The organism is Arthrobacter sp. SAFR-044 (genome assembly GCF_059414985.1).
The window spans coordinates 62441-84191 of the sequence record NZ_JBPFDN010000010.1 but is presented as its reverse complement, the minus strand read 5'-3'; the positions used below and the strand labels follow the sequence as shown (position 1 = coordinate 84191).

General features: G+C 66.4%; 17 protein-coding genes. 11 read left to right on the top strand and 6 right to left on the bottom strand.

The window, feature by feature from the left end; translation table 11 throughout:
- The first annotated feature begins 1 nt into the window (after position 1).
- The 4 genes from ACR65J_RS15825 to ACR65J_RS15810 all read left to right on the top strand — a co-directional run bounded on the left by ACR65J_RS15825 (position 2) and on the right by ACR65J_RS15810 (position 6120).
- Positions 2-991 carry an ABC transporter permease gene (locus tag ACR65J_RS15825; protein WP_440170792.1) on the top strand — a complete coding sequence of 330 codons (990 nt, stop codon included), beginning with the start codon at positions 2-4 and terminating at the stop codon, positions 989-991.
- Positions 988-3186 carry an ABC transporter ATP-binding protein gene (locus tag ACR65J_RS15820; RefSeq protein ID WP_440170790.1) on the top strand — a complete coding sequence of 733 codons (2199 nt, stop codon included), beginning with the start codon at positions 988-990 and terminating at the stop codon, positions 3184-3186. Before ACR65J_RS15825 ends, ACR65J_RS15820 begins: the two co-directional genes overlap by 4 nt.
- A gap of 51 nt (positions 3187-3237) precedes the next feature.
- Positions 3238-4953 (top strand): ABC transporter family substrate-binding protein, encoded by a 1716-nt coding sequence (locus ACR65J_RS15815; protein ID WP_440170788.1) that lies wholly within the window; start codon positions 3238-3240, stop codon positions 4951-4953.
- A 105-nt stretch (positions 4954-5058) separates the two neighbouring features.
- The gene (locus tag ACR65J_RS15810; protein ID WP_440170786.1) at positions 5059-6120 is read left to right on the top strand and encodes a Gfo/Idh/MocA family protein; all 1062 of its coding nucleotides are present in this window, start codon (positions 5059-5061) and stop codon (positions 6118-6120) included.
- Positions 6121-6195: 75 nt separating this feature from the next.
- Here the strand turns inward: ACR65J_RS15810 and ald are convergent, their stop codons facing one another.
- Entirely contained in the window at positions 6196-7314 is a 1119-nt protein-coding gene (ald, locus tag ACR65J_RS15805) for an alanine dehydrogenase (RefSeq protein WP_440170783.1), read from the bottom strand.
- A gap of 235 nt (positions 7315-7549) precedes the next feature.
- Here ald and ACR65J_RS15800 point away from each other — a divergent pair, with 235 nt between their 5' ends.
- On the top strand, positions 7550-8770 hold the full coding sequence (locus tag ACR65J_RS15800; RefSeq protein WP_440170780.1) for a PucR family transcriptional regulator: 1221 nt from the start codon (positions 7550-7552) through the stop codon (positions 8768-8770).
- On the opposite strand, the gene ACR65J_RS15795 is transcribed toward ACR65J_RS15800, so the two are convergent.
- From ACR65J_RS15795 to ptsP, 3 genes are read right to left on the bottom strand one after another with little or no spacing between them, the layout of a single operon-like run.
- The gene (locus tag ACR65J_RS15795) at positions 8733-9521 is read right to left on the bottom strand and encodes an alpha/beta fold hydrolase (RefSeq protein ID WP_440170778.1); all 789 of its coding nucleotides are present in this window, start codon (positions 9519-9521) and stop codon (positions 8733-8735) included. The two genes, ACR65J_RS15800 and ACR65J_RS15795, sit on opposite strands and share 38 nt — an antisense overlap.
- 41 nt (positions 9522-9562) lie before the next feature.
- Positions 9563-9985, bottom strand: a complete 423-nt coding sequence (locus tag ACR65J_RS15790) for a helix-turn-helix domain-containing protein (protein ID WP_440170776.1) — start codon at positions 9983-9985, stop codon at positions 9563-9565.
- Positions 9986-10027: 42 nt separating this feature from the next.
- Positions 10028-11713, bottom strand: coding sequence for a phosphoenolpyruvate--protein phosphotransferase (gene ptsP / locus ACR65J_RS15785; RefSeq protein WP_440170773.1), 1686 nt, complete (start codon positions 11711-11713; stop codon positions 10028-10030).
- 161 nt (positions 11714-11874) lie between these two features.
- Here ptsP and ACR65J_RS15780 point away from each other — a divergent pair, with 161 nt between their 5' ends.
- The 6 genes from ACR65J_RS15780 to ACR65J_RS15755 all read left to right on the top strand — a co-directional run bounded on the left by ACR65J_RS15780 (position 11875) and on the right by ACR65J_RS15755 (position 18277).
- Positions 11875-12603, top strand: a complete 729-nt coding sequence (locus tag ACR65J_RS15780; protein ID WP_440170771.1) for a TetR/AcrR family transcriptional regulator — start codon at positions 11875-11877, stop codon at positions 12601-12603.
- Between the two features lie 88 nt (positions 12604-12691).
- On the top strand, positions 12692-14746 hold the full coding sequence (locus ACR65J_RS15775) for a PTS mannitol transporter subunit IICBA (protein WP_440170769.1): 2055 nt from the start codon (positions 12692-12694) through the stop codon (positions 14744-14746).
- Positions 14746-15909, top strand: a complete 1164-nt coding sequence (locus ACR65J_RS15770; protein WP_440170767.1) for a mannitol-1-phosphate 5-dehydrogenase — start codon at positions 14746-14748, stop codon at positions 15907-15909. The genes ACR65J_RS15775 and ACR65J_RS15770 overlap by 1 nt, the downstream gene beginning before the upstream one ends.
- 129 nt (positions 15910-16038) lie before the next feature.
- A complete protein-coding gene (locus ACR65J_RS15765) occupies positions 16039-16530 on the top strand; it encodes a GNAT family N-acetyltransferase (RefSeq protein ID WP_440170994.1) in 492 nt (163 codons plus the stop codon).
- A gap of 42 nt (positions 16531-16572) precedes the next feature.
- Positions 16573-17013, top strand: coding sequence for a MarR family winged helix-turn-helix transcriptional regulator (locus ACR65J_RS15760; protein WP_440170764.1), 441 nt, complete (start codon positions 16573-16575; stop codon positions 17011-17013).
- Positions 17014-17050: 37 nt separating this feature from the next.
- Positions 17051-18277: an MFS transporter gene (locus ACR65J_RS15755; protein ID WP_440170761.1), complete on the top strand. Its 1227-nt coding sequence runs from the start codon at positions 17051-17053 to the stop codon at positions 18275-18277.
- Positions 18278-18394: 117 nt separating this feature from the next.
- On the opposite strand, the gene ACR65J_RS15750 is transcribed toward ACR65J_RS15755, so the two are convergent.
- Both ACR65J_RS15750 and ACR65J_RS15745 read right to left on the bottom strand, forming a co-directional pair.
- Entirely contained in the window at positions 18395-19837 is a 1443-nt protein-coding gene (locus ACR65J_RS15750; RefSeq protein WP_440170758.1) for a sugar porter family MFS transporter, read from the bottom strand.
- 214 nt (positions 19838-20051) lie between these two features.
- Positions 20052-21716 carry an MDR family MFS transporter gene (locus ACR65J_RS15745; protein ID WP_440170756.1) on the bottom strand — a complete coding sequence of 555 codons (1665 nt, stop codon included), beginning with the start codon at positions 21714-21716 and terminating at the stop codon, positions 20052-20054.
- Between the last annotated feature and the right edge of the window lie 35 nt (positions 21717-21751).

The following is a 21751-nucleotide window of genomic DNA, read 5'->3' as shown; positions in this document are numbered from 1 at the left end:
TATGACCAACCTGAACGCAGTTGACCCGGCAGCAGTGGCACAGGACGCGCACCTGGAAAGCGCCGACGTCGTCATTGGCAAGACCACCATCATCTTCCGCCGCTTCCTGCGCAACAAGACGGCAGTGGCGGGCCTCGCCATCTTCCTGGCCCTGACCGCTTTCTCGTTCATCGGGGGGTTCTTCACCCAGTGGGACAAGGAAACCATCGACCCCTTCAACATCGGAATGCCGCCGTCGACCGACCACTACCTTGGCACATCGCAGGCAGGAATCGACCTGTACGCCATGACCGTTGAGGGCACCAGGATCTCCATCCTGATCGGCCTGGTGGTAGGCCTGGTATCGGTCCTGATCGCCGCGGTCTACGGCTGCACCATGGCCTACTTCGGCGGCAAGGTGGACAAGGTCATGCTGTTCGTCCTGGAGGCGCTGATCATGATGCCGGCGCTCCTGGTGGTAGCTGTGGCCACCAGCGGCGGCGGTGCCGGCCTGAAACGCGACCTTCCCTCGTGGCTTCTCCTCATCATCGTCCTGCTGGTGTTCAGCTGGATGGGCACCGCCCGCCTGATCCGCTCCATGTCGATGTCGCTCATGCAGCGTGACTTCGTCAAGGCGGCCCAGTACATGGGTGTCCCGCCGCGCCGGATCGTTTGGCGGCACCTGGTGCCGAACATCGGCTCGCTGCTGATCCTGGACATCACCCGCGGCGTCACCGCCGCCATCCTGGCCGAGGTCGCCTTCTCCTTCATCGGCATCGGCATCAAGGTCCCCGACGTCAGCCTCGGCGTGCTGATCGGCCAGGCAACCTCCCAGGTGCAGACCTTCCCCTGGATGTTCTGGGTGCCGCTCACCGTGATGTTCCTGCTGACCGGCTCCCTGGCCATGATGAACGACGGCTTGCGCGACGCCTTCGACCCCAGCTCCAGTTCCACCGGAAAAGCCAAGAAGTCCAAAGCCCGGAACACCACCGCGGAAAAGAAGGCGGCATGAGCAGCGAAACCACCACCGGAGCCACGGACCCATCACGTCCAACCGTGGAGCGCCTGCACGTGGCAGGGCTGCAGGTCCCGGGTGACGCGGTGCTGTCCGTCCGCGACCTGAACGTCCGATTCAACACGGAGAACGGCGCGGTCCACGCCGTCAGGGGTGTCGACTTCGACCTGATGCCGGGCAAAACGCTGGGCATCGTGGGCGAATCGGGTTCCGGCAAGTCAGTCACTTCCCTGGCCATCATGGGATTGCTTCCGCCCACGGCGCAGGTATCCGGGTCGGTCCGGCTTAAGGGCCGGGAGCTGCTGGGTCTCAGCGACAAGGACATGTGCAAGTACCGCGGCAACGACCTCGCCATGGTCTTCCAGGATCCCCTGTCTTCCCTCACGCCCGTGTTCACCGTGGGAACGCAGATCGTCGAGGCGCTGACCATCCACCACCCCACTATGAGCAGGGCAGCCAAGGAAGCCCGCGCCGTCGAACTTCTGGCCATGGTGGGAATTCCCAGCCCCAAGGAACGCCTGAAGGCGTTTCCCCATGAGTTCTCCGGCGGCATGCGCCAGCGCGTCATGATTGCCATCGCCATCGCCAACAACCCCCGCGTCCTCATTGCTGACGAGCCCACGACGGCCCTGGATGTCACCATCCAGGCCCAGGTCCTCGAGGTGCTCCATACGGCACAGGAGGAGACCGGCGCCGCCGTCGTCATGATCACGCACGACCTTGGCGTGGTGGCCGGGATGGCAGACGACATCATGGTCATGTACGCCGGCAAGCCGGTGGAAACCGGCGCCGTAGATGACATCTACTACAACCCGCGGATGCCCTACACCTTGGGCCTGCTGGGCGCCGTGCCCCGCGTGGATGTGGCGGAGAAATCCTCGCTTGTTCCCATCGAGGGCATGCCGCCCAACCTGCTGCACACCCCCACCGGCTGCTCCTTCGCCCCGCGCTGCCCCCTGTCCTCGGACGCGTGCCTGGATGGCGAGCCCGCGCTGGCACCCGTTCCCGGCGGGGCGCTGCACCGGGCGGCCTGCATCAAATCAGACGCTTTGGGCGGAGACGTGGACGTCCACGACGTGTTCGCCGCCCCGCCGGTCCCGGTGTCCCGCTTCGACGCGGTTCCCCGGGCCGAGCGGTCCACGGTGCTGCAGCTCAAGGATGTGCGGAAGCACTTCCCGCTGACCAGGGGCGCCCTGATCAAGCGCAGGACCGGCACCGTCAAGGCCGTGGACGGCGTGAGCTTCGACATCCGCGAAGGCGAATGCTTCTCGATCGTGGGCGAGTCGGGGTCGGGAAAGACCACCACCTTGCTGGAAATCATGGAGTTCCATCCGGACCAGGACGGCGAGGTGGTGATCGGCGGCCTCAGCAACAAGCAGGCGGCCGACGCCAAGACCAAAGGCAAGATGCGCCGCGAACTCCAAATGGTGTTCCAGGACCCCACGGGCGCCCTGGATCCGCGGTTCACGGTCTACGAAGTCCTTGCCGAACCGCTGCAGAACGCGGGCATGGACCGTTCCGCCATCAAGAAGCGGATCATGGAACTGATGCGGCTCGTGGGCCTTCAGCCGGACCACGTCAACCGCTTCCCCAACCAGTTCTCGGGCGGCCAGCGGCAGCGGATCGGGATTGCCCGCGCACTGGCAGTGAACCCCAAGCTGGTGGTCCTGGACGAGCCCGTCTCAGCCCTCGACGTGTCGGTCCAGGCCGGGGTCATCAACCTCCTGGACCACCTGCGCGCCGAACTCGGCCTGAGCTACCTCCTGGTGGCGCACGATCTGTCCGTGGTGCGCCACATCTCCAACCGCGTGGCGGTCATGTACCTCGGGAAGATTGTGGAGATCGGGGCGGTGGACCGGGTGTTCGACAACCCCCGCCACCCGTACACCCGTGCGCTCCTCTCGGCCATCCCCGTGCCGGACCCCCAGCTGGAACGCACCCGCGAACGCATCATCCTCCAAGGGGACCTGCCCTCGCCCCTGCAGGCGCCCAAAGGCTGCAACTTCGCCACCCGTTGCCCTGTCTTCGCCGCGCTGCCGCCGGCCAAGCAGGAGAAGTGCCTCACGCTGGAACCGCCCCTGGAAACGGCGTCCTCCGCCACGGACCAGCAGTTCGCCTGTTTCTTTCCGGACGGGGAACTGGACGAGGACATGCTGGTGGTCCACGAACCGGCGGACCACCATGCGCCCTAAGACTTCTCGACCCCAAAGCACCACCACTCGCATCACAATGAAGGGAAAACCATGAGGAAACTGAACAGGATCGGCGGAGCTGCAGCCGTTGCTGCAGCCCTGGCGCTGACGGCCTGCGGCGGTGGCGGTGCCAGCGGCCCCGAAACAGCCAAGGGACAGGAATCCGGAAGTGACCTGTCCAAGCTGATCAGCATCAACGAGAAGCCGGCAGCCGATCTTCAGCAGGGCGGCAAGGTCACCCTTCCGCTGGGCAACATCGGCCCCGACTTCAACGGGTTCTCCAACAACGGCAACAGCGCTGACAACTCCGCCCTGCAGATCCCCATGAATCCGGTCGCCATGAACAGCGGCGGCATCGGCGGCTGCTGGAAGGTCGACTTCAAGGGCAAGGTCACGCCCAACACAGACTTCTGTGAATCAGTGGACAGCGAAGTCAAGGACGGCAAGCAGACCATCACCATCAAGGTGAACCCCAAGGCCACCTACAACGACGGCACGCCCATCGACGTCAAGGCCTTCAAGAACACCTGGAACATCCTCAAGAGCCCGGACGCCGGCTACGACATCGTCAGCTCGGGCGCCTACGAGTTCGTTGACTCCGTCGAGGCAGGCAGCAGCGACAAGGAAGTCATCGTCAAGACCAGCCGCCCGGTCTTCCCAGTGGATTCGCTCTTCTTCGGCCTCATCCACCCTGCTGTCAACACCCCGGAGATCTTCAACGAGGGCTTTAACGGCAACCTGCACCCGGAGTGGATGGCAGGTCCCTTCAAGCTTGACCAGTACGACACCGCCGCCAAGACGGTAACCATGGTTCCGAACGACAAGTGGTGGGGCCAGAAGCCGGTCCTTGCCAACGTGACGTTCCGCCAGCTGGAAACCAGCGCACAGATCGCCGCCTTCAAGAACGGCGAGATCGACGCCATGTCCGCCAACACCATCTCCCTCTACAAGCAGCTGGACGGCACCAAGAACTCCGACATCCGCCGCGGCCAGCGCCTCTTCGCCGGCGGCATGAACCTGAACGCCCAGCGCATCACCGACGTCAACGTCCGCAAGGCCATCTTCGCCGCCGTGGACCGCGAAGCCCTGCGCAAGGTCCGCTTCAACGGGCTTAACTGGGAAGAACCCAGCTCCGGATCGATGATGCTGCTGCCGTTCTCCGAGTACTACCAGGACAACTACCCGGTTAAGGAAACAGGCCCGGACGCCGCCAAGAAGGTCCTCACCGATGCCGGCTACGCGCCGAACGCCAATGGCATCATGGAAAAGGATGGCAAGCCCGCTGCCTTCAAGATCAGCAACTTCGGTGACGATCCCACCACCCTCGCCTTCACCCAGACCCTGCAGAAGCAGCTTCAGGCCGGCGGCATGGACGTGGGCATCGACCAGCGTGCCTCCGCCGATTTCGGCAAGGTTCTCGGTTCCCGCGAGTTCGACATGAGCGTTTCCGGCTACACGGTAGGCGCGGACGCCACGGACGCCGTCAAGCAGTACTACGACTCCAAGACCAACGAGAACAAGCTGGGCGACGCCGAGCTGGACAAGAAGATCGCGGACCTCGCCTCGATCGAAGACAACGCGGCGCGCAACAAGGCTGCCATGGACGTGGAAAAGGAACACATGGCGAAGTACTTCTCCATGGGCGTGGTCATGAACGGACCGCAGATCTCCTTCGTCCGCACCGGCCTGGCCAACTACGGGCCGTCCCTCTTCCAGAGCACCTCGCAGGTGCCGGACTGGACCACGATCGGCTGGGAAAAGAAGTAACCACCCGCCGCCTGATCGAGAAGACGGCACCCCTGGTGGACTGCTCAGTTCACCAGGGGTGCCGGCTTCTTTTAAGTACGCGGGACCGGGGGTAGCGTTGCTTCCATGACCGGAACTGAAGGCGACCCCCGCGCCATCCGCACTGCCGTCGTCGGCTACGGGCTTGCCGGCAGCGTCTTCCACGCGCCGCTGCTGGCAGCCAACACCAGTTACTCGCTGGACGTCATTGCAACGTCCGACGCCGGGCGGCAGGCGGCTGCCTCATCACGGCTTCCGGGCGTGGAGGTGGTGCGCGACGGCGCCGCCGTCCTTGAGCAGGCAGTCCACCTTGACCTGGTGGTCCTGGCAACGCCGCCGCTGACGCACTACCCCCTGGCCAGGGCAGCCTTGGAGGCGGGGCTGGACGTCGTGGTGGACAAGCCGTTCGCGGTCACCAGCGTGCAGGGACAGGAGCTCCTCGACCTGGCCCGGCAACTGGGCCGGGTGCTGACCGTGTTCCACAACCGCCGGTGGGACGGGGACTTCCTCACCCTCCGCAAGCTGCTGGCGGCCCAGGCCCTGGGAAAGGTGACCCGCTTCGAGTCGCGGTTCGAGCGGTGGTCCCCGGCCATCGCCAAAGCCTGGAAGGCGCGGGCCACCGCTGCCGACGGCGGAGGCGTCCTGTTCGACCTCGGCAGCCACCTGATCGACCAGGCCCTGCAGCTGTTCGGCCCGGCCACCGTCCTCCACGCGGAGCTGCAGGCGCGGCGGTCCGATGAGCGGGCCGACGACGACGTTTTCCTGGTCCTGGGGCACCAGTCAGGAGTGATCAGCCACCTGGCCATGAACGTGCTGTGCGCCCAGCAGGGGCCCCGCTTCCGGGTGCTCGGCTCGATCGGCGGTTTCACCAAGAACGGCGTGGACCCGCAGGAGCCCTACATCGCGGCAGGTGGCAGCCCGCTGGACGGGGACTACGGCGTGGAGGCACCCGAGTGGGCCGGGCTCCTGGGCCGCGATGGCCACCTTGACCGGCTCCCTACCGAACGCGGGAACTACCCGGAGTTCTACCGCCTGCTGGCAGCCAGGATCCTCGACGGCGGTGCAGCCTCAAGCCTTCCCCTCCCGGTAAATCCGGAGGACGCGGTGGAGGTCCTGAAAATCATCGAGAGGGCGAGGGAACTGGGTTAAATGACTCATCGATTGCTCCGTAGATGTCGTTCTGAGCGTTCAAAACGACAAGTACGGAGCAATCGATGGGGAGGACTAGGCCGAAACCAGTTCTCGCCAGTCGGCGACGAGGGGCAGGCCGTGGGCCTCGGACACGGAGTGGTGTGCCACGTGGCCGGCGGCGATGTTCAGGCCGGCGGCGAGGGCGGGGTCGCGGTCAAAGGCGGCCTTGACGCCCAGGTTGGCCAGGGACACGGCGTACCGCAGGGTGACGTTGGTCAGCGCGTACGTGGAGGTGTTGGGCACGGCGCCGGGCATGTTGGCCACGCAGTAGAAGATGGTGTTGTGCACCTTGTACGTGGGTTCCTGGTGCGTGGTGGGGTGGGTGTCCTCGAAGCAGCCGCCCTGGTCCACGGCGATGTCCACCAGGACCGAGCCGGGCTTCATCCGGGCCACGAGCTCGTTGGTGACCAGCTTGGGAGCCTTGGCGCCGGGGATCAGGACGGAACCGATCACCAGGTCGGCGTCCACCACTGACTTTTCGATCTCGTACTTGTTGGAAGCAACGGTCTTCAGCCGGCCCTGGTACTGGGCGTCCAGTTCGCGCAGGCGGTTGATGTTGATGTCCAGGATGGTGACGTCGGCGCCCAGGCCCAGGGCCATGGCTGCGGCGTTGGTGCCGGCAACACCGGCGCCCAGGACAACCACCTTTGCGGGGCGGACGCCGGGCACGCCGCCCAGCAGGACGCCCTTGCCGCCGGCCGGGGCCATCAGCGAGGTTGCACCCACCTGCACGGACAGGCGGCCGGCAACTTCGGACATCGGTGCCAGCAGCGGCAGGTTGCGGCCGTCCTGCACGGTTTCGTAGGCAATGGCGGTGACGCCGGAGTTGATGAGCTCCTTGGTGAGCTCGGGCTCGGCGGCCAGGTGCAGGTAGGTGAAGAGGATCAGGCCCTTGCGGAAGCGGTGGTACTCAGACTTGATGGGTTCCTTGACCTTCATCACCATGTCGGCCCGGGCCCACACGTCATCGGCCTCGTTGACGATCTCGGCACCCGCGATCGAGTATTCCTCGTCGGTGATGCCCGATCCCATGCCGGCCCCGCGCTCCACCAGCACGGTGTGGCCGTGGGTGAGGAACTCGTGGACGCCGGCCGCGGTGATGGCCACGCGGAATTCGTTGTTCTTGATTTCTTTGGGGACGCCGATGATCATCGTCTGCTCCAGTTTTTGGGGGCCGGTAGGCCGGAAAGGCGGAAGGATTCTCGTGTTTCAACGATAAATCCCGCTGTGAGCCACGCGACATGAACCGGCTCGCTGCCAGCGCACTGCAGCCGCGTGATTCCGCGGTTTTCCGTTCTCATACCTCGACACGTGTCGAGCCCTGAAGCGTCAAGTGTCGCCTCGTGTCCGTTCGTCCCCGGGGCCGCGGGGGCAGTACTGTTGGCCCATGCAGCAGCAGGATGTGGAACAGCTCGTGGAGCAGGTGGCGCAGAAGCTGGGCCGTGGCCTGTCCCTTGAGGACCTCGACGGCCTGCTGCTCGCCTACAGTTCCAACCAGTCCCACGCTGACCGCGTCCGGGTGAACTTCCTTTTGAGCAAGAAAGTCCCCGCGGACGTGAGCGCGTGGCAGCTCTCGCATGGCATCGCCACCGCCGTGCGGCCCGTTGTGGTTCCGGCCAATCCGGACCTGGGCATGCTGGGCAGGGTCTGTGTCCCGCTGATGGTGCGTGGCTTCCGGGTGGGCTACCTCTGGGTGCAGCAGGACTCGGCGGAGGAAAGCCCGACGGCAATCCTCACCCAGTTGCCGGCTGTCAACCATGAGCTTGAGCTGCTGTCCGGGCTCCTGCTCGACTCAAACACGGCCGAATCCGAATTCCGAAGGGGGCGTGAGCGGGAGTTCCTGGCCGCCTGTGCGGGAGAACCCAACGCGGTGGCCGCGGTGGCCGGCTGGAAGGAAGTCCAGGGCAGGGGGCCGTGGCAGATGGTCACGGTGCTGGACGCGGACGGCTGGGCCAGCGGCCCGGATCCCATCGCGTCAACCCTGATCCACCGGTCCACCGCGCTCCAGGCCACCGTGGGGGTGGACGCCGCACTGTTCAGCGCCGGCACGGAGACGCACTCGGTGGTGCTGTTCCGCGAATCGACCGGCCGGGCCAACCATGCCCAGGTCCTGGTGCATTACCAATTGGAGCTGGCCAAGCGCTCCGGGCGCCCCGTGCACCGGATCATCCTGGGGATCAGCGAAGGCTTCGCAAAGACCCGCCAGCTCTCCGAGGCGTACCGCCAGTCGCGGATGGCGGCCCAGGCGGCCGCGGTGGATCCGCAGTTAGGCGAGCTGGTGGACTGCAGGGCCACCGGCGTGTACCAGCTGCTCGCGTCCGCCGGGGGAGGGGTAGGGGCCTGGGCGGACTCCGGGTCGGTGTACTTCCGGATGCTGGAGGACCACGACCGCAACGGCGAGCTCATTCCAGTCCTGGAGCTGCTCTATGACAATGACGGCTCAGTGCAGGACGTGGCCACCAAGCTCCACCTCCACCGCAGCAGTATTTACAACAGGTTGGGGCGGATCCGGCAGTTGCTGGGGGTGGACCCGCTGAAGGGAATGCCCCGGTTGGAGCTGCATGCCGCCCTCAAGATGCGGCGGTGGGCGGCGCGGCCCAGGATTTGATGGCCGCCGCTACCTGGCGCGCGCGAAGGTGCTGGACCACGTGGCCTGCCCTGGGAACCTCCACGAAACTTCCCTGGGACACGGCCTGCGAGAGCATGAGCGACCACTCGGGGCCGGCCACCTGGTCATGGCTGCCGCGAAGGACCATGACGGGCGCGGTGATCCCGGCCAGGCGCAGCTCTGTGGGGTAGTCCATCATCACGGGCAGCTCGGTGAAGTACCAGCGCGGGCCGCAGCGGAGGTAGTCGGTGAACACAATCCAGTTGGAGGAGGGGCTTTCGCGGAGCATGGAGTCCAGGAACAGTGCCAGCGCCTGCCGGCGGACGGTGCGGTGCCGGGAGTCCACCACCGGTCCCATCAGCACCAGGCGCTGCGCCTGGCCGGGGGCATAGAGCGCCGTCTCGATCGCGAACTGCACCCCCATGGAATGCCCCACCAGGACGTAGGAATTGATGCCGCTGGCTTTCAGGGCCTGCGCGATGAAGGCGCCGTAGTCCTCGACGGACAGCTGCCGGCCGGGTTTGGGCGTGCCGGCGAAGCCCGGGAGGTCCAGCGAATAGGTGGGGGCGTCCGCAGCCAGTTTGAGGTGGAGCCGCCGAAGGTAGCGGTGGGAGACGCCGATGCCGTGGATGAGGACGTAGGCGGGGGTGGCGGAAGCCTCCGGGATTTCCCGTCCCGGCGCCGGCGTCCCGTCCGCCCACAGGATCCGGCCCTGCAGTCCATGGGCTTCCACATCGGCCGACTGGAGCAAGGGGTCCTTCCGGCGGCGCGGCCAAGCCACTCGGGTCCGCACTAGGCGCCCGTGCCGGCGTCGCCCCCGGCGTTCCTGTCATGCTTGCGCTTTTGTTCCGCAGGCTTTTGCTTCTCAAGCCACATCATGATGTCGGCCGTCCTGATCCGGCGGTGCGATCCGCGGTACTCCACCGGGATCTCGCCACGGTCCGTCATGTTGCGCAGGTAGGTGTGCGAGATGCCGGCAAGTTCGGCCGCCTGGGAGGTGGTGAGCATCTCCTCCACGCTGGTCACGGTCACGGTTTCGCCGCGGCCCAGCCTGGCGAGGAGATCCACGACGGCGTCCCTCGCCTGCCCGGGCAGCCGGTGGACCGTGCCGTCCACGAAGACGGTGATGTCGTTGCTGTCCTCGAGGGCGCGAATCAGCGCGCGGGCATCATCGGCGGGCAGGCCGGCCGTAACGCGGGGGGCTATCAGTGCCATGGACGTAGCCTATCCCGTGCGGCCGGCGTGCCCGCCGAGGCGTTAGAGCCCCAGTTCCTCCAGGACCGGCAGCTTCCCGCGGACCCAGGCGCGGGCTTCGGCGGCGCTCGGCGCGGACAGGGCCAGCTTGGCCAGCTCCTGCGCTTCGGACAGGGTCACCGTCTTCAGGACTGCGGCAACAGCGGCCAGCGAACGGGCCGTCATGGAAAGGGTGCTGACGCCAAGTCCGGTAAGGACGACGGCGAGGGCCGGGTCCGCGGCAGCCTCGCCACAAACACCCACGGGCTTGTTGTGGCCTTCCGCCCGGGATCCTTCAACCGTCAGGCCCACCAGGCGCAGGACCGCCGGCTGCCACGGCGTGTTCAGGTTGGCCAGCGGACCGAGCTGGCGGTCGGCGGCCATGGCGTACTGCGTGAGGTCGTTGGTGCCCAGGCTGGCGAAGCTGACTTCGCGGAGGATGGCCTCGGCGGTCAGGGCCGCGGAGGGCACCTCCACCATGACGCCCGGGGTCTTGATGCCGGCGTCGGCGCACATGGAGGCAAAGCGCGAGGCTTCCTCCGCCGTGGAGATCATGGGCGCCATGACCCAGACATCGGCCTCGGACTGCTGCTCGGCCAGGGCGATGGCTTCCAGCTGCCGGTCCAGGACGCCGGGGGTGGTGAAGTCGGTGCGGTAGCCGCGCACACCAAGCGCGGGGTTTGGCTCGGTGGAGTCCGTCAGGAAGGGCAGCGGCTTGTCGGCGCCGGCGTCGAGCGTGCGCAGGACCACCTTCTTGCCGGGGAAGGCATCAAACACGCTCTTGTAGGCCGCGGCCTGCTCCTCAACGGAAGGTTCGGTGTCCCGTTCCAGGAAGCAGAACTCGGTGCGGAACAGGCCAACGCCCTGGGCGCCCAGCTTGGCGGCCGCCTCGGCGTCCTTGCCGCCGCCCACGTTCGCGAGCAGCGGCACCTCGTGGCCGTCCGCCGTCGTGCCCGTGCCGGTGAACTCAGCCAGCAGCGATGCCGTGGCTGCCCAGGCTTCCGCCGTTGCGCGGAGAGTCTCGTCAGGTTCGGCGGTGATGCTGCCGGCAGCGCCGTCCACGTACACCTCGGTGCCATCCGGGAGTTCGTCGACGCCCACGGCGGCCACTACTGCGGGAAGTCCCAGGGACCGGGCGATGATCGCCGTGTGGGACTGGGGGCCGCCGCCTGCGGTGACGAGTGCCAGGACCTTGTTCGGGTCAAGGGTTGCGGTGTCCGCGGGAGCGAGGTCCTCTGCCACCAGGACAAACGGGGTGTTGGAGGCGGGGATGCCCGGCGCGGGCACGCCCCGCAGCGCGGCGACGATCCGGGCGCGGACGTCCAGGACGTCGGTGGCGCGTTCGGCCATGTAGCCGCCCAGGTTGTGCAGCATCTCGGACACGGACGAGCCGGATTCCCAGATGGCGCGTTCGGCAGAGACGCCCCGGGCCACCAGCTTGGCCGCCCCCTTGATCAGCATGGTGTCCTTGGCCATCAGTGCAGTGGCCTCCAGGACCGCCTTGCCGTCACCGATGGCATGCGCGGCGCGCTCCTTCAGTTCGTCGTGCACGGCCTGGGCGGCTGCCTTCAGGGCTGCGGTGGCTTCCTCGGCAGTGGTGTCGGTTGCCAGCTGTTCACCGGCAGGAGGCTCACTGATCGGTTTGGGCATCTGGCGGATGGTGCCGATGACGCGGCCTGGGCTGACGCCTACTCCTGGGAAGTTCTGCACTGAAGGTCCTCATTCTCTGCCGGTAGACAGGCCCGCCAAGTTCTCCGGCGCCGTGCCGGGTCCGCCGGAGGACTGCTACATCCAGGGGCAGGAAACGTGCCTGAAAAAATTGTATGTGATTCAGTTCATATAGCAACGCTATAGGTGCTAGGGTAGCGGTTATGAGTTTGGATGGCCAGCTTCCCCCCAAAATGCGACTGCTTCGTGCTGCCGCGGAACTGCTGGCCAATTCTGCGGGGGCTCCGGTCTCCACCCGCCAGATCACCCAGTTGGCGGCGGTTTCGGCTCCCACGCTGTACCACCACTTCGGTGACAAGGAAGGTCTGTTCGACGCCGTCGTCGCCGCAGGGTTTGAAGAATATGTCGCGGGCGAACGGGATTTCGCCCCGTCCGGACAGCCTCTTGAGGACATCCGGAGAATGTGGGACAACCACGTCCAGTTCGGACTGAAGCAGCCCGAGCTGTACCTGGTGATGTTCGGAAACATCCGCCCGGAAAGCCGGCCGGCCATCGTGGCCGACGCCGAGGCGCTCATGGAGGAGATGCTGAACAAGGCAGCGGCGGCGGGCCAGCTGAACGTCCAGCCCCGGGAAGCGGCCAGGTCCATCCTGGCAGCCAACGTGGGCGTGACGCTGATGCTGATTGCGGAGCCCGCCACCGAACGCAACCTCGAACTGTCCACCATGACCCGGGACGCCATGATCTTCGCGGTGTCCACCGAGCCCGCCAGCGGCCCGGCGCCGGGCGGCACCGGGAAGTCCTCGGTGGTGGTGGCAGCGATCGCCCTGAACGCCGCACTTCAGGCCTCGCACTCTGACCAGCTTTCCAGCTCGGAACTCAAGCTTTTCCTCGAATGGCTCCACCGGATCTCCACCAGCCCGGCAGGTTAGCCCCACAACCCCGCATTACCCAGCAGTACGTCGTCGTAATCATCGGACCAATCCTGCGGAGCAGCAGGAATGACGGTTAGGAAATCACATGGCAACAGAGACAGTTGCAAAACCCCGCACCAGCGCGCGCGTGCACGTCCAAAAGTTCGGGACATTCCTGTCCGGCATGATCATGCCCAACATCGGCGCGTTCATCGCCTGGGGCATCATCACCGCCCTCTTCATCGAGAAGGGGTGGCTGCCCGTTCCGCAGCTCGGTGGTTTCGGCGAGACCGGAGGTAAGCCCAACATCGGCCTGGTAGGCCCCATGATCACCTACCTCCTGCCGCTGCTGATCGGCTACACCGGCGGCAAGATGGTCTATGACGTCCGCGGCGGCGTGGTGGGAGCCATCGGCACCATGGGCGTGATCGTGGGCGCCGGCATCCCGATGTTCATCGGCGCCATGATCATGGGCCCCCTTGGCGGCTGGACCATGAAGAAGATCGACTCGATCTGGGACGGCAAGATCCGCCCCGGCTTCGAAATGCTGGTCAACAATTTCTCGGCCGGCATCTGGGGCGCCCTCCTGGCGCTGCTGGGCTTCTACGGCATCTCGCCGGTTGTCACGGCCTTCAGCGAGCAGGCCGGCAAGTTCGTTGAGTTCCTGGTGCAAAACGGCCTCCTGCCGCTGACCAGCATCTTCATTGAACCCGCCAAGGTCCTGTTCCTTAACAACGCCATCAACCACGGCGTGCTTACCCCGCTGGGCGTGCAGCAGTCCCTCGAGCAGGGCAAGTCCATCCTGTTCCTGCTGGAAGCCAACCCCGGCCCCGGCCTGGGCCTCCTGCTCGCGTACGCGTTCTTTGGCCGCGGTGCCGCCAAGGCCTCGGCCCCCGGCGCAGCCATCATCCAGTTCCTGGGCGGCATCCACGAAATCTACTTCCCGTACGTCCTGATGCGCCCGCTGCTGATCCTGGGTACCATCGCCGGCGGCATGACCGGCATCGCCACCCTCGCCGTCACCAACTCCGGCCTGGTGGCGCCGGCCGCGCCTGGCTCCATCTTCGCCGTCCTGGCGCAGACCTCCCGCGACAGCTACTTCGGCGTGATCCTCTCCGTGGTGCTCGCCGCCGCAGTCTCCTTCCTGGTGTCCTCGGTCATCCTGAAGACCACCAAGCACAGCGACGAGGCGGACCTGGGCGACGCCACGTCCCGCATGGAGGCCATGAAGGGCAAGAAGAGCTCGGTAGCCTCCACCCTGACCGGTGCCGGTGCGGGGACTGCCGCAGCCGCCGGCCGCGGCGGAGTGGGCGTGCTGGCCGGTCCCGTCCGGAACATCGTGTTTGCGTGCGACGCCGGCATGGGCTCCAGTGCAATGGGCGCCTCGGTGCTGCGGAACAAGATCAAGGCGGCGGGCTTTCCCGACGTCAAGGTCACCAACGCCTCCATCGCCAACCTCAGCGACACCTACGACGTCGTGGTCACCCACCAGGACCTCACCGAACGCGCCAAGCCGGTCACCTCCAGCGCCGTCCACTACTCCGTGGACAACTTCATGAACAGCCCCCGCTATGACGAAATTGTCGAGCTGGTCCGCGACAGCAACACCGAGGGCGGAACGGCCGACGCCGGGACCACCCACGGTGCCCACGCCGCGGACGTGCCCGTGGACGCAGCGCCCGCTGCCGCGGCTGCGGGAGGCGGCACAGCTGCCGCTGCCAACGGCTCCGCTGAGATCCTGGCCCGCGAGAGCGTGGTGCTGACCGGTTCGGCCACCACCCGCGATGCCGCCATCGACGAGGCCGGCCGGCTCCTGCTGGCACGGGGCGCGGTGGATGAGGGCTACATTGCCGCCATGCACGAGCGCGAGGAATCCGTGTCCACCTACATGGGCAGCTTCCTGGCCATCCCGCACGGCACCAACGCCGCCAAGGACCACATCCGAAAGTCGGCCGTGTCCGTCATCCGCTACCCGGAGGGCATCGACTGGAACGGCAAGCAGGTCAAGTTCGTGGTGGGCGTCGCAGGCATCAACAACGAGCACCTGCACATCCTGTCCTCCATCGCCAAGGTGTTCACCAGCAAGGAGCAGGTGGCCCGGCTGGAGGCTGCCACGTCCGAGGACGAAGTCCTGGAGCTCTTCGGAAAGGTCAACGCATAGTGAAGGCAGTACATTTCGGTGCCGGAAACATTGGCCGCGGCTTCGTGGGCCTGCTCCTGCACGATGCAGGCTACGAGGTGGTGTTCGCGGACGTGGCCGAAGAACTCATCACCCGGCTCTCGCAGGCGGACAGCTACGCGGTGCACGAGGTAGGGGAGAATCCCGCCGTGCGCACCGTGGACAACTTCCGGGCGTTGAACTCCAACGCCCAGGAAGCTGAGCTGGTCCGGGAAATCTCGACGGCGGACATCGTCACCACGGCGGTGGGCCCGCACATCCTGAAGTTCGTGGCGCCCGTGATCGCCAAGGGCATCGTTGCCAGGGAACCGGGGCTGGCCCCCCTGCAGGTGATGGCCTGCGAGAACGCCATCAATGCCACGGACGTCCTGGCCAAGGAGGTGGCCTCCCAGCCCGGAGTCACCGCGGCCGTGCTGGATGGCAAGGCGGTGTTTGCCAACACCGCCGTGGACCGGATCGTACCCAACCAGGAGGCCGGGCAGGGGCTGGACGTCACGGTGGAGACCTTCTACGAGTGGGTCATCGACCGCACGGCCTTCGGCGATTCCGCTCCAGTGATCCCGGGCGCCACCTTCGTGGATGACCTCTCGCCGTACATCGAGCGGAAGCTGTTCACCGTGAACACCGGGCATGCCTCTGCCGCGTACCTCGGCTTCGAAGCGGGCCTGGAGAAGATTTCGGATGCCATGGCGGACCAGGATGTGGCCGAGGACGTGCGGGCCGTGCTGGAGGAAACCAAGCAACTCCTGGTGGCCAAGCATGGGTTCAGCAACGACGAGCAGGAGGCCTATGTCCAGAAAATCCTGGTCCGGTTCTCCAACCAGTACCTGCCGGACACCGTGAACCGGGTGGGCCGCGCCCCGCTGCGGAAGCTGAGCCGGCATGAGCGGTTCATCGGCCCGGCCGCGGAACTGGCGGAACGGGGCGTGGTGCCGGAGGCCCTGCTGGGTGCCATCGCCGCAGCCCTGCGCTTCACCGATCCCGCGGATGCGGAAGCCACCGAGCTGGCGGGCATCCTGGGCTCGGCCAGCCCCGCCGACGCCACGGCGAAGATCACCGGGCTCGAACCGGACCACCCGCTGTTCAATGCCGTTGCCACCCTGGTGGAGGAGCGGCAGGCGGAATTGGCCAGCACTCCCGCCTGACCGGGCCGCCTTTCCGGCTAACCGACGTACTGCCTAAACCACGACGCCGGCACTCAAGCGAGTGCCGGCGTCGTGGGTTTCCTGTGCAAAGCTGGGCGTGTGGTCCCTACTGAAGATGCTGCTCCTGCTCTGTTCACGGCCGACGTCGACGGCGGGACGTTCCGCCTCCGCCACGCCACCCGCGCCGACCTGCCCGCCATGGTGCGGCTGCTGGCTGACGACGCCCTGGGTGCCGGCCGCGAAACCTCGCAGGACATGGAGCCGTACGGGCGCGCCTTCGAAGCGATTGCGGCAGACCCAAACCACCTGCTGGTGGTGGGGGAACAGGTGCCGCCAGGTGAAGCCGCCGGACCTGTGGTGGCCACTTTCCAGCTGAGTTTCCTCCCCGGCATCTCCCGGCAGGGTGCCTGGCGCTCGCAGCTCGAGGGCGTGCGGGTTGCGGCGTACCTTCGTGGGAAGGGCATCGGCAAGCTGATGGTGGGCTGGGCGGTCGGGGAGTCGCGCGAGCGCGGCTGTACCCTGATGCAGCTGACCACCCACAAGAGCCGCGCCGCGGCCCACCGGTTCTATGAGCAGTTGGGCTTCGAGGCCAGCCATGTCGGCATGAAGCTGCCGCTGTAAATCCTTGACTGTTAGGTGCCCTAAATGTTAGGCTACCTAACAATGAATACCAATGATCCCAAGCTGCAGGAACTCGCCAGCGGATTCCGTGAAGCCCTCCGCCACAGTGTCTACCTGGTCCGCCGCCTCGACGCGGACGGCGAACTCAGCGCCGCCCAGCTCAGCACCCTCAAGATGCTGCTCGGCGAAGGCCAGCGCGTCGGTGAGATCGCCCGGAACCTCGGTGTCCGGGTGCCCAGCGCCACCGAACAGATCATCAAGCTCGAACGCGCCGGCCTGGCCCGCCGCGAGCCGGACCCGGCAGACTCCCGCGCCGTCCGGGTGATCCTCACCCCCGAGGGCCGGGCCGCCGTCGACGCCGCGAACAAGCGGCGCAACCAAGTCATGGCCGACATCCTCAGCACCCTCACCGAGCAGGACCGCAAGGCCCTGGCGGACGCGCTGCCGGTTATCGACAAAATCAACGCTTCCCTCCAGAACTGAACCAGCAAAACACGCCACGAATTTAGGAGTACCCTCCATGGACGGCCAGCTCGCAGAAACCCTGCCGGCACCAGAATCGACCCTGCAGGCAGAAAAGGCCTCGTTCCTGAAGCAGCCCAAGGCTGTGTGGGCCACCGCCCTCGCCGCGGTGTTCGCTTTCATGGGCATCGGGCTGGTGGACCCCATCCTCCCGGCCATCGCCACCAACCTGGACGCCAGCCCCAGCCAGGTATCCCTGCTCTTCACCAGCTACTTCCTGGTCACTGCGCTGGCCATGCTGATCACGGGTTTTGTCTCCTCCCGTATCGGTGGCAAGAGGACCCTGCTGATCGGCCTGGCCGTCATTGTCGTCTTTTCGTCGCTTTCCGGCCTGTCCGGCAGTGTTAGTGAGCTGGTGGGCTTCCGTGCCGGGTGGGGGCTGGGCAACGCCCTCTTCGTGGCCACCGCACTCGCCGTGATCGTGGGTGTGGCCAGTGGCGGCGCCGGTACCGCCATCATCCTCTACGAAGCCGCACTGGGCCTGGGCATTTCACTCGGCCCGCTCCTGGGCGCCCTCCTGGGCGGCTGGCAGTGGCGCGCACCGTTCTTCGGCACCGCCGTCCTGATGGCTGCCGCCTTCATCGCGCTGATTGCACTGCTGCCCAAGACCCCGCTGCCCGAACGCAAGGTGCGCCTGCGCGATCCGCTGCTGGCACTGGGCCACAAGGGACTGCGGACGTCGGCGGCCAGCGGCTTGTTCTACAACTACGGCTTCTTCACCATCCTGGCTTTCACCCCATTCATCCTGGGCATGGACGCGTACGGCATCGGTGGCGTGTTCTTCGGCTGGGGCGTGGCCGTCGCCGTGTTCTCCGTTTTCGTGGCCCCGCCCCTGCAGGCCCGCTTCGGCGCCGTGAAGGTCCTGACGGGCACTCTGTTCCTGCTCATGCTGGACCTTGCGGGCCTGGGACTGGCGGCCGGGCACTCGGTTCCTGCCGTCGTCGTCCTGGTCATCGTTGCCGGTGCGCTCCTGGGCGTCAACAACACCATCTACACCGAACTGGCCATGGGCGTCTCCGATTCTCCCCGGCCCGTGGCGTCCTCCGGCTACAACTTCGTCCGCTGGATGGGAGGCGCCCTGGCACCGTTCGCGGCGGCCCAGCTCGGCGAACACTTCGGCCCGCAGGTCCCGTTCTTCGCCGGGGCAGTGGCCATGGTGATCGCCATCCTGATCGCCTTCGGCGGCCGGGCCTACCTTTCCTCGCACGAACCGCACGTCGTGTAACCGCGCCTCAAGCAGTAAACAACAAACCCTCCATCACGCCAGGTGATGGAGGGTTTGCTGTTTTCGGGCGAAAGCTGATGGGGCGTCGCCGGAAAGGTTGCCGGATGTGATGGGGCGTTAGTTGGCCTTCGCAGAACCCTTCGGCACGAACAGCGTCTCCGCCTGCTCCAGGGACATGCCGTTGGTCTCCGGGACCTTGAACATCACGAAGAAGAAGGACGCGGCGGCGAACAGGGCGTACATGGCGTAGGTCAGCGGCAGGGACGCGGACGCCATGACCGGGAAGCTGAGGGTGATCACGAAGTTCGCCACCCACTGTGCGGCAGCGGCCAGGCCCAGGGCCCGGGCACGGATCCGGGACGGGAAGATCTCGCCCAGGAGCACCCACACCAGCGGTCCCCACGAGGCGCCGAAGCTGATGACGAAAACGTTGGCGGCCACCAGGGCCACCGGACCCCACGCGCCCGGGAGGGTGATGTCCTCGCCGGAACCTGTGGCGGAAGAGAACGCCAGGGCCATGGCGCCCAGGGACACAGCCATTCCCACGGAGCCGGCCAGCAGGATGGGCCGGCGGCCCACCCGGTCCACCAGGGCAATGGCCACCAGGGTGACCAGGATGTTGGTGATGGACGTGGCCACCGAGATGGCCAGGGAGTCCTTTTCCTGGAAGCCCACAGCCTTCCACAGGGTGGTGGAGTAGTAGAAGATCACGTTGATGCCCACGAACTGCTGCAGCACTGACAGGATGATGCCCACCCAGACCACTGCCTGCAGGCCCAGGGTCTTGCCGCGCAGCGAGCCCTTCTGGCCGGCCACCTTGTCTTCCTCGATGGCTTCCTGGATCTCACGGATGTGCCGGTCGGTGTCCTCGGCGGGTGCGATGGAGGCGAAGACCTTCCGGGCCTCCTCTTCCTTGCCCTTGAACACCAGGAACCGCGGGGACTCCGGCAGGGTGAAGGCTATCCAGCCGTAAACCACGGCGGGAACGGCGGCGGCCAGGAACATCCACCGCCACGCCTCAATGCCCAGCCAGAAGTGCTGGTCCGCGCCGCCTGCGGTGGTGGCCAGGAGCGCGTCGGAGAGCAGCGCGGCGAAGATACCGGTGGTGATGGCCAGCTGCTGCAGCGATGCCAGGCGGCCGCGCACCTGCCGCGGTGAAATCTCGGAAATGTAGGCCGGGGCAATGACCGATGCCAGGCCGATGCCCAGCCCGCCCACCAGGCGCCAGAACACCAGGTCCCAGACGCCGAACGCGAACCCGGTGCCCACGGCGCTGACCAGGAACAGCAGCGCGCCCAGCTTCATGGCGGGGATGCGGCCATGGCGGTCCGCCACCTTGCCTGCCAGGAAGGCGCCGGCCGCGCAGCCCAGCAGGGCGACGGCCACGGCGAAGCCCGTCACGGCCTCGGAGAGCGCGAATTCTTCCTTGAGGGCGTCTACGGCACCGTTGACCACGGACGAATCGAAGCCGAAGAGGAATCCGCCCACCGCCCCCGCAAGTGCCAGCCAGATCACCCGCCGCGGTATCCCGGTGTTGGTCTGCTCCTGTGCAGTGGGCATGGCTCTCCCTGGGTTTGGGGGTTTATGGATGCGGTGCGGACGTCGTCGGCTGCGGTACCGGCCAAAGGGGCCGGCGCACACGCGCTACACAGTGTGGCACGTCACCGCCGCAGGTTCCACTTGGCGCCCCTTGTCCCCTTAAACGCCGGACGACGACGGCGGGCCGTGCCGCCGTCGTCGTCCGTTCAGTGCGCTCCCGGGCTGGAGCACCTGGCTAGTGCGCCGGAATCTCCATGCTGTCCCTGTCCTGCGGGGATGCCTTCTGGTCGGTCAGCTTCTTCCGGGGGAGGGCGAAGCTGATGAGGAACGCCAGGCCAGTCAGGGCTGCCGCCGTCAGCATCACCGCGTCAATGGACGTGGCGAAGCCTTCGGTGATGGGCCTGGTCAGGGTGCTGTTGGCGGTGTGCAGCCAGCTGGTGTCGTTCAGCGAGTCGTTGGACGCACCGTTCTTGAAGAAGTCGTACAGCTTGGCGTTGGCTGGGTCCGACGCCACGGCTGGGTCCTTCAGGACGGCCAGGTAGGCGGGGTCCGTGGCGGCAGCCTTCATGCTGTCGGCAATCCGGCCGGCAGCCAGGCTGAACAGCATGGAGATGAAGACGGCGGTTCCCACGGCACCGCCCATGGAGCGGAAGAACGCTGCCGAAGAGGTCCCCACGCCCATGTCCCGGGGCGGTACCGAAGTCTGCATGGCCAGCGTGAGCGGCTGCATGCAGAAGCCCAGGCCGAGGCCGAAGAACACCGCAATCAGGCCCGGCACCCACAGGTCCGTGTCCACCTGCAGCGAGAAGCCCATCACCAGGGCGGCCGCGGTCAGGATGCCGGTACCCATGATGGGGAAGATGCGGAACGTGCCGGAGGCGGAGATGGTGCGGCCGGCGGTGATGGATCCGAACAGGATGCCCACTGTGAAGGTGATCATCATCAGGCCGGCTTCGGTGGGGGTGAGGCCCTTCACGAGCTGAAGGTACATGGGGAGCATTGCGATGGCGCCGAACATGCCGATGCCGATGATGAAGTTCAGCAGCGAGGACAGGCCGAACGTGACGTTGTGGAAGAGCCGCAGCGGGATCAGGGCGTAGTCGCCGGCGCGTTTTTCCGCCAGCAGGAACCAAGCGATGCCCACCACGCCCAGGCCGTAGCAGAGGAAGGAGTTCAGCGAGGTCCAGCCCCAGGTGCGGCCCTGTTCGGCCACCAGGAGGAGGGGAACGATGGCTACGGTGATCGCTGCGGCGCCCCAGTAATCGATCTTCTGCTTCAGGTGCTTGGCGGGCAGGTGGAGGAACAGGAACACCACGGTCAACGCCGCCAGCCCGATGGGGAGGTTGATGAAGAACACCCAGCGCCAGCCGTCAAAGCCCAGGATGTTGGCGGAGCCTGCAAACGCGCCGCCCACCACCGGACCCAGGACCGAGGAAATGCCGAACACGGACATGAAGTAGCCCTGGAACTTGGCGCGGTCCTTGAGCGAGACGATGTCGCCGATGATGGTCAGCGCCAGGGCCAGCAGGCCGCCGGCGCCCAGGCCCTGGATGCCGCGGGCAACGGCGAGTTCGGTCATCGAATGCACTGAGCCCGCGTAGAGCGAACCCACCAGGAAGACGGCGATCGCGGCCAGGTACAGCGGGCGGCGGCCGAAGATGTCGCTCAGCTTGCCGTAGAGGGGGGTGCTGACCGTCGAGGTGATCAGGTACGCGGTGGTGGCCCACGCCTGCAGGGAAAGCCCGTCCAGGTCGTTGGCAATGGTGTAGATGGACGTGGAGACGATGGTCTGGTCAAGGGATGCCAGGAACATGCCCAGCATCAGGCCCACCATTACGGTGACGATCTGGCGTTGCGTCAGGGCTTCTCCGGCGCCTGGCGCGGCAGTGGTTTTGGACATGGGTGCTCCAAGGGGAAGGAAAAAGGATATAAGCA

Excerpts from the sequence above, each read along its gene's own strand:
- ACR65J_RS15825 (WP_440170792.1), top strand. The coding sequence starts at position 2 with ATGACCAACCTGAACGCAGTTGACCCGGCAGCAGTGGCACAGGACGCG.
- ACR65J_RS15820 (WP_440170790.1), top strand. The coding sequence starts at position 988 with ATGAGCAGCGAAACCACCACCGGAGCCACGGACCCATCACGTCCAACC.
- ACR65J_RS15815 (WP_440170788.1), top strand. The coding sequence starts at position 3,238 with ATGAGGAAACTGAACAGGATCGGCGGAGCTGCAGCCGTTGCTGCAGCC.
- ACR65J_RS15810 (WP_440170786.1), top strand. The coding sequence starts at position 5,059 with ATGACCGGAACTGAAGGCGACCCCCGCGCCATCCGCACTGCCGTCGTC.
- ald (WP_440170783.1), bottom strand. The coding sequence starts at position 7,314 with ATGATCATCGGCGTCCCCAAAGAAATCAAGAACAACGAATTCCGCGTG.
- ACR65J_RS15800 (WP_440170780.1), top strand. The coding sequence starts at position 7,550 with ATGCAGCAGCAGGATGTGGAACAGCTCGTGGAGCAGGTGGCGCAGAAG.
- ACR65J_RS15790 (WP_440170776.1), bottom strand. The coding sequence starts at position 9,985 with ATGGCACTGATAGCCCCCCGCGTTACGGCCGGCCTGCCCGCCGATGAT.
- ACR65J_RS15780 (WP_440170771.1), top strand. The coding sequence starts at position 11,875 with ATGAGTTTGGATGGCCAGCTTCCCCCCAAAATGCGACTGCTTCGTGCT.
- ACR65J_RS15775 (WP_440170769.1), top strand. The coding sequence starts at position 12,692 with ATGGCAACAGAGACAGTTGCAAAACCCCGCACCAGCGCGCGCGTGCAC.
- ACR65J_RS15760 (WP_440170764.1), top strand. The coding sequence starts at position 16,573 with ATGAATACCAATGATCCCAAGCTGCAGGAACTCGCCAGCGGATTCCGT.
- ACR65J_RS15755 (WP_440170761.1), top strand. The coding sequence starts at position 17,051 with ATGGACGGCCAGCTCGCAGAAACCCTGCCGGCACCAGAATCGACCCTG.
- ACR65J_RS15750 (WP_440170758.1), bottom strand. The coding sequence starts at position 19,837 with ATGCCCACTGCACAGGAGCAGACCAACACCGGGATACCGCGGCGGGTG.
- ACR65J_RS15745 (WP_440170756.1), bottom strand. The coding sequence starts at position 21,716 with ATGTCCAAAACCACTGCCGCGCCAGGCGCCGGAGAAGCCCTGACGCAA.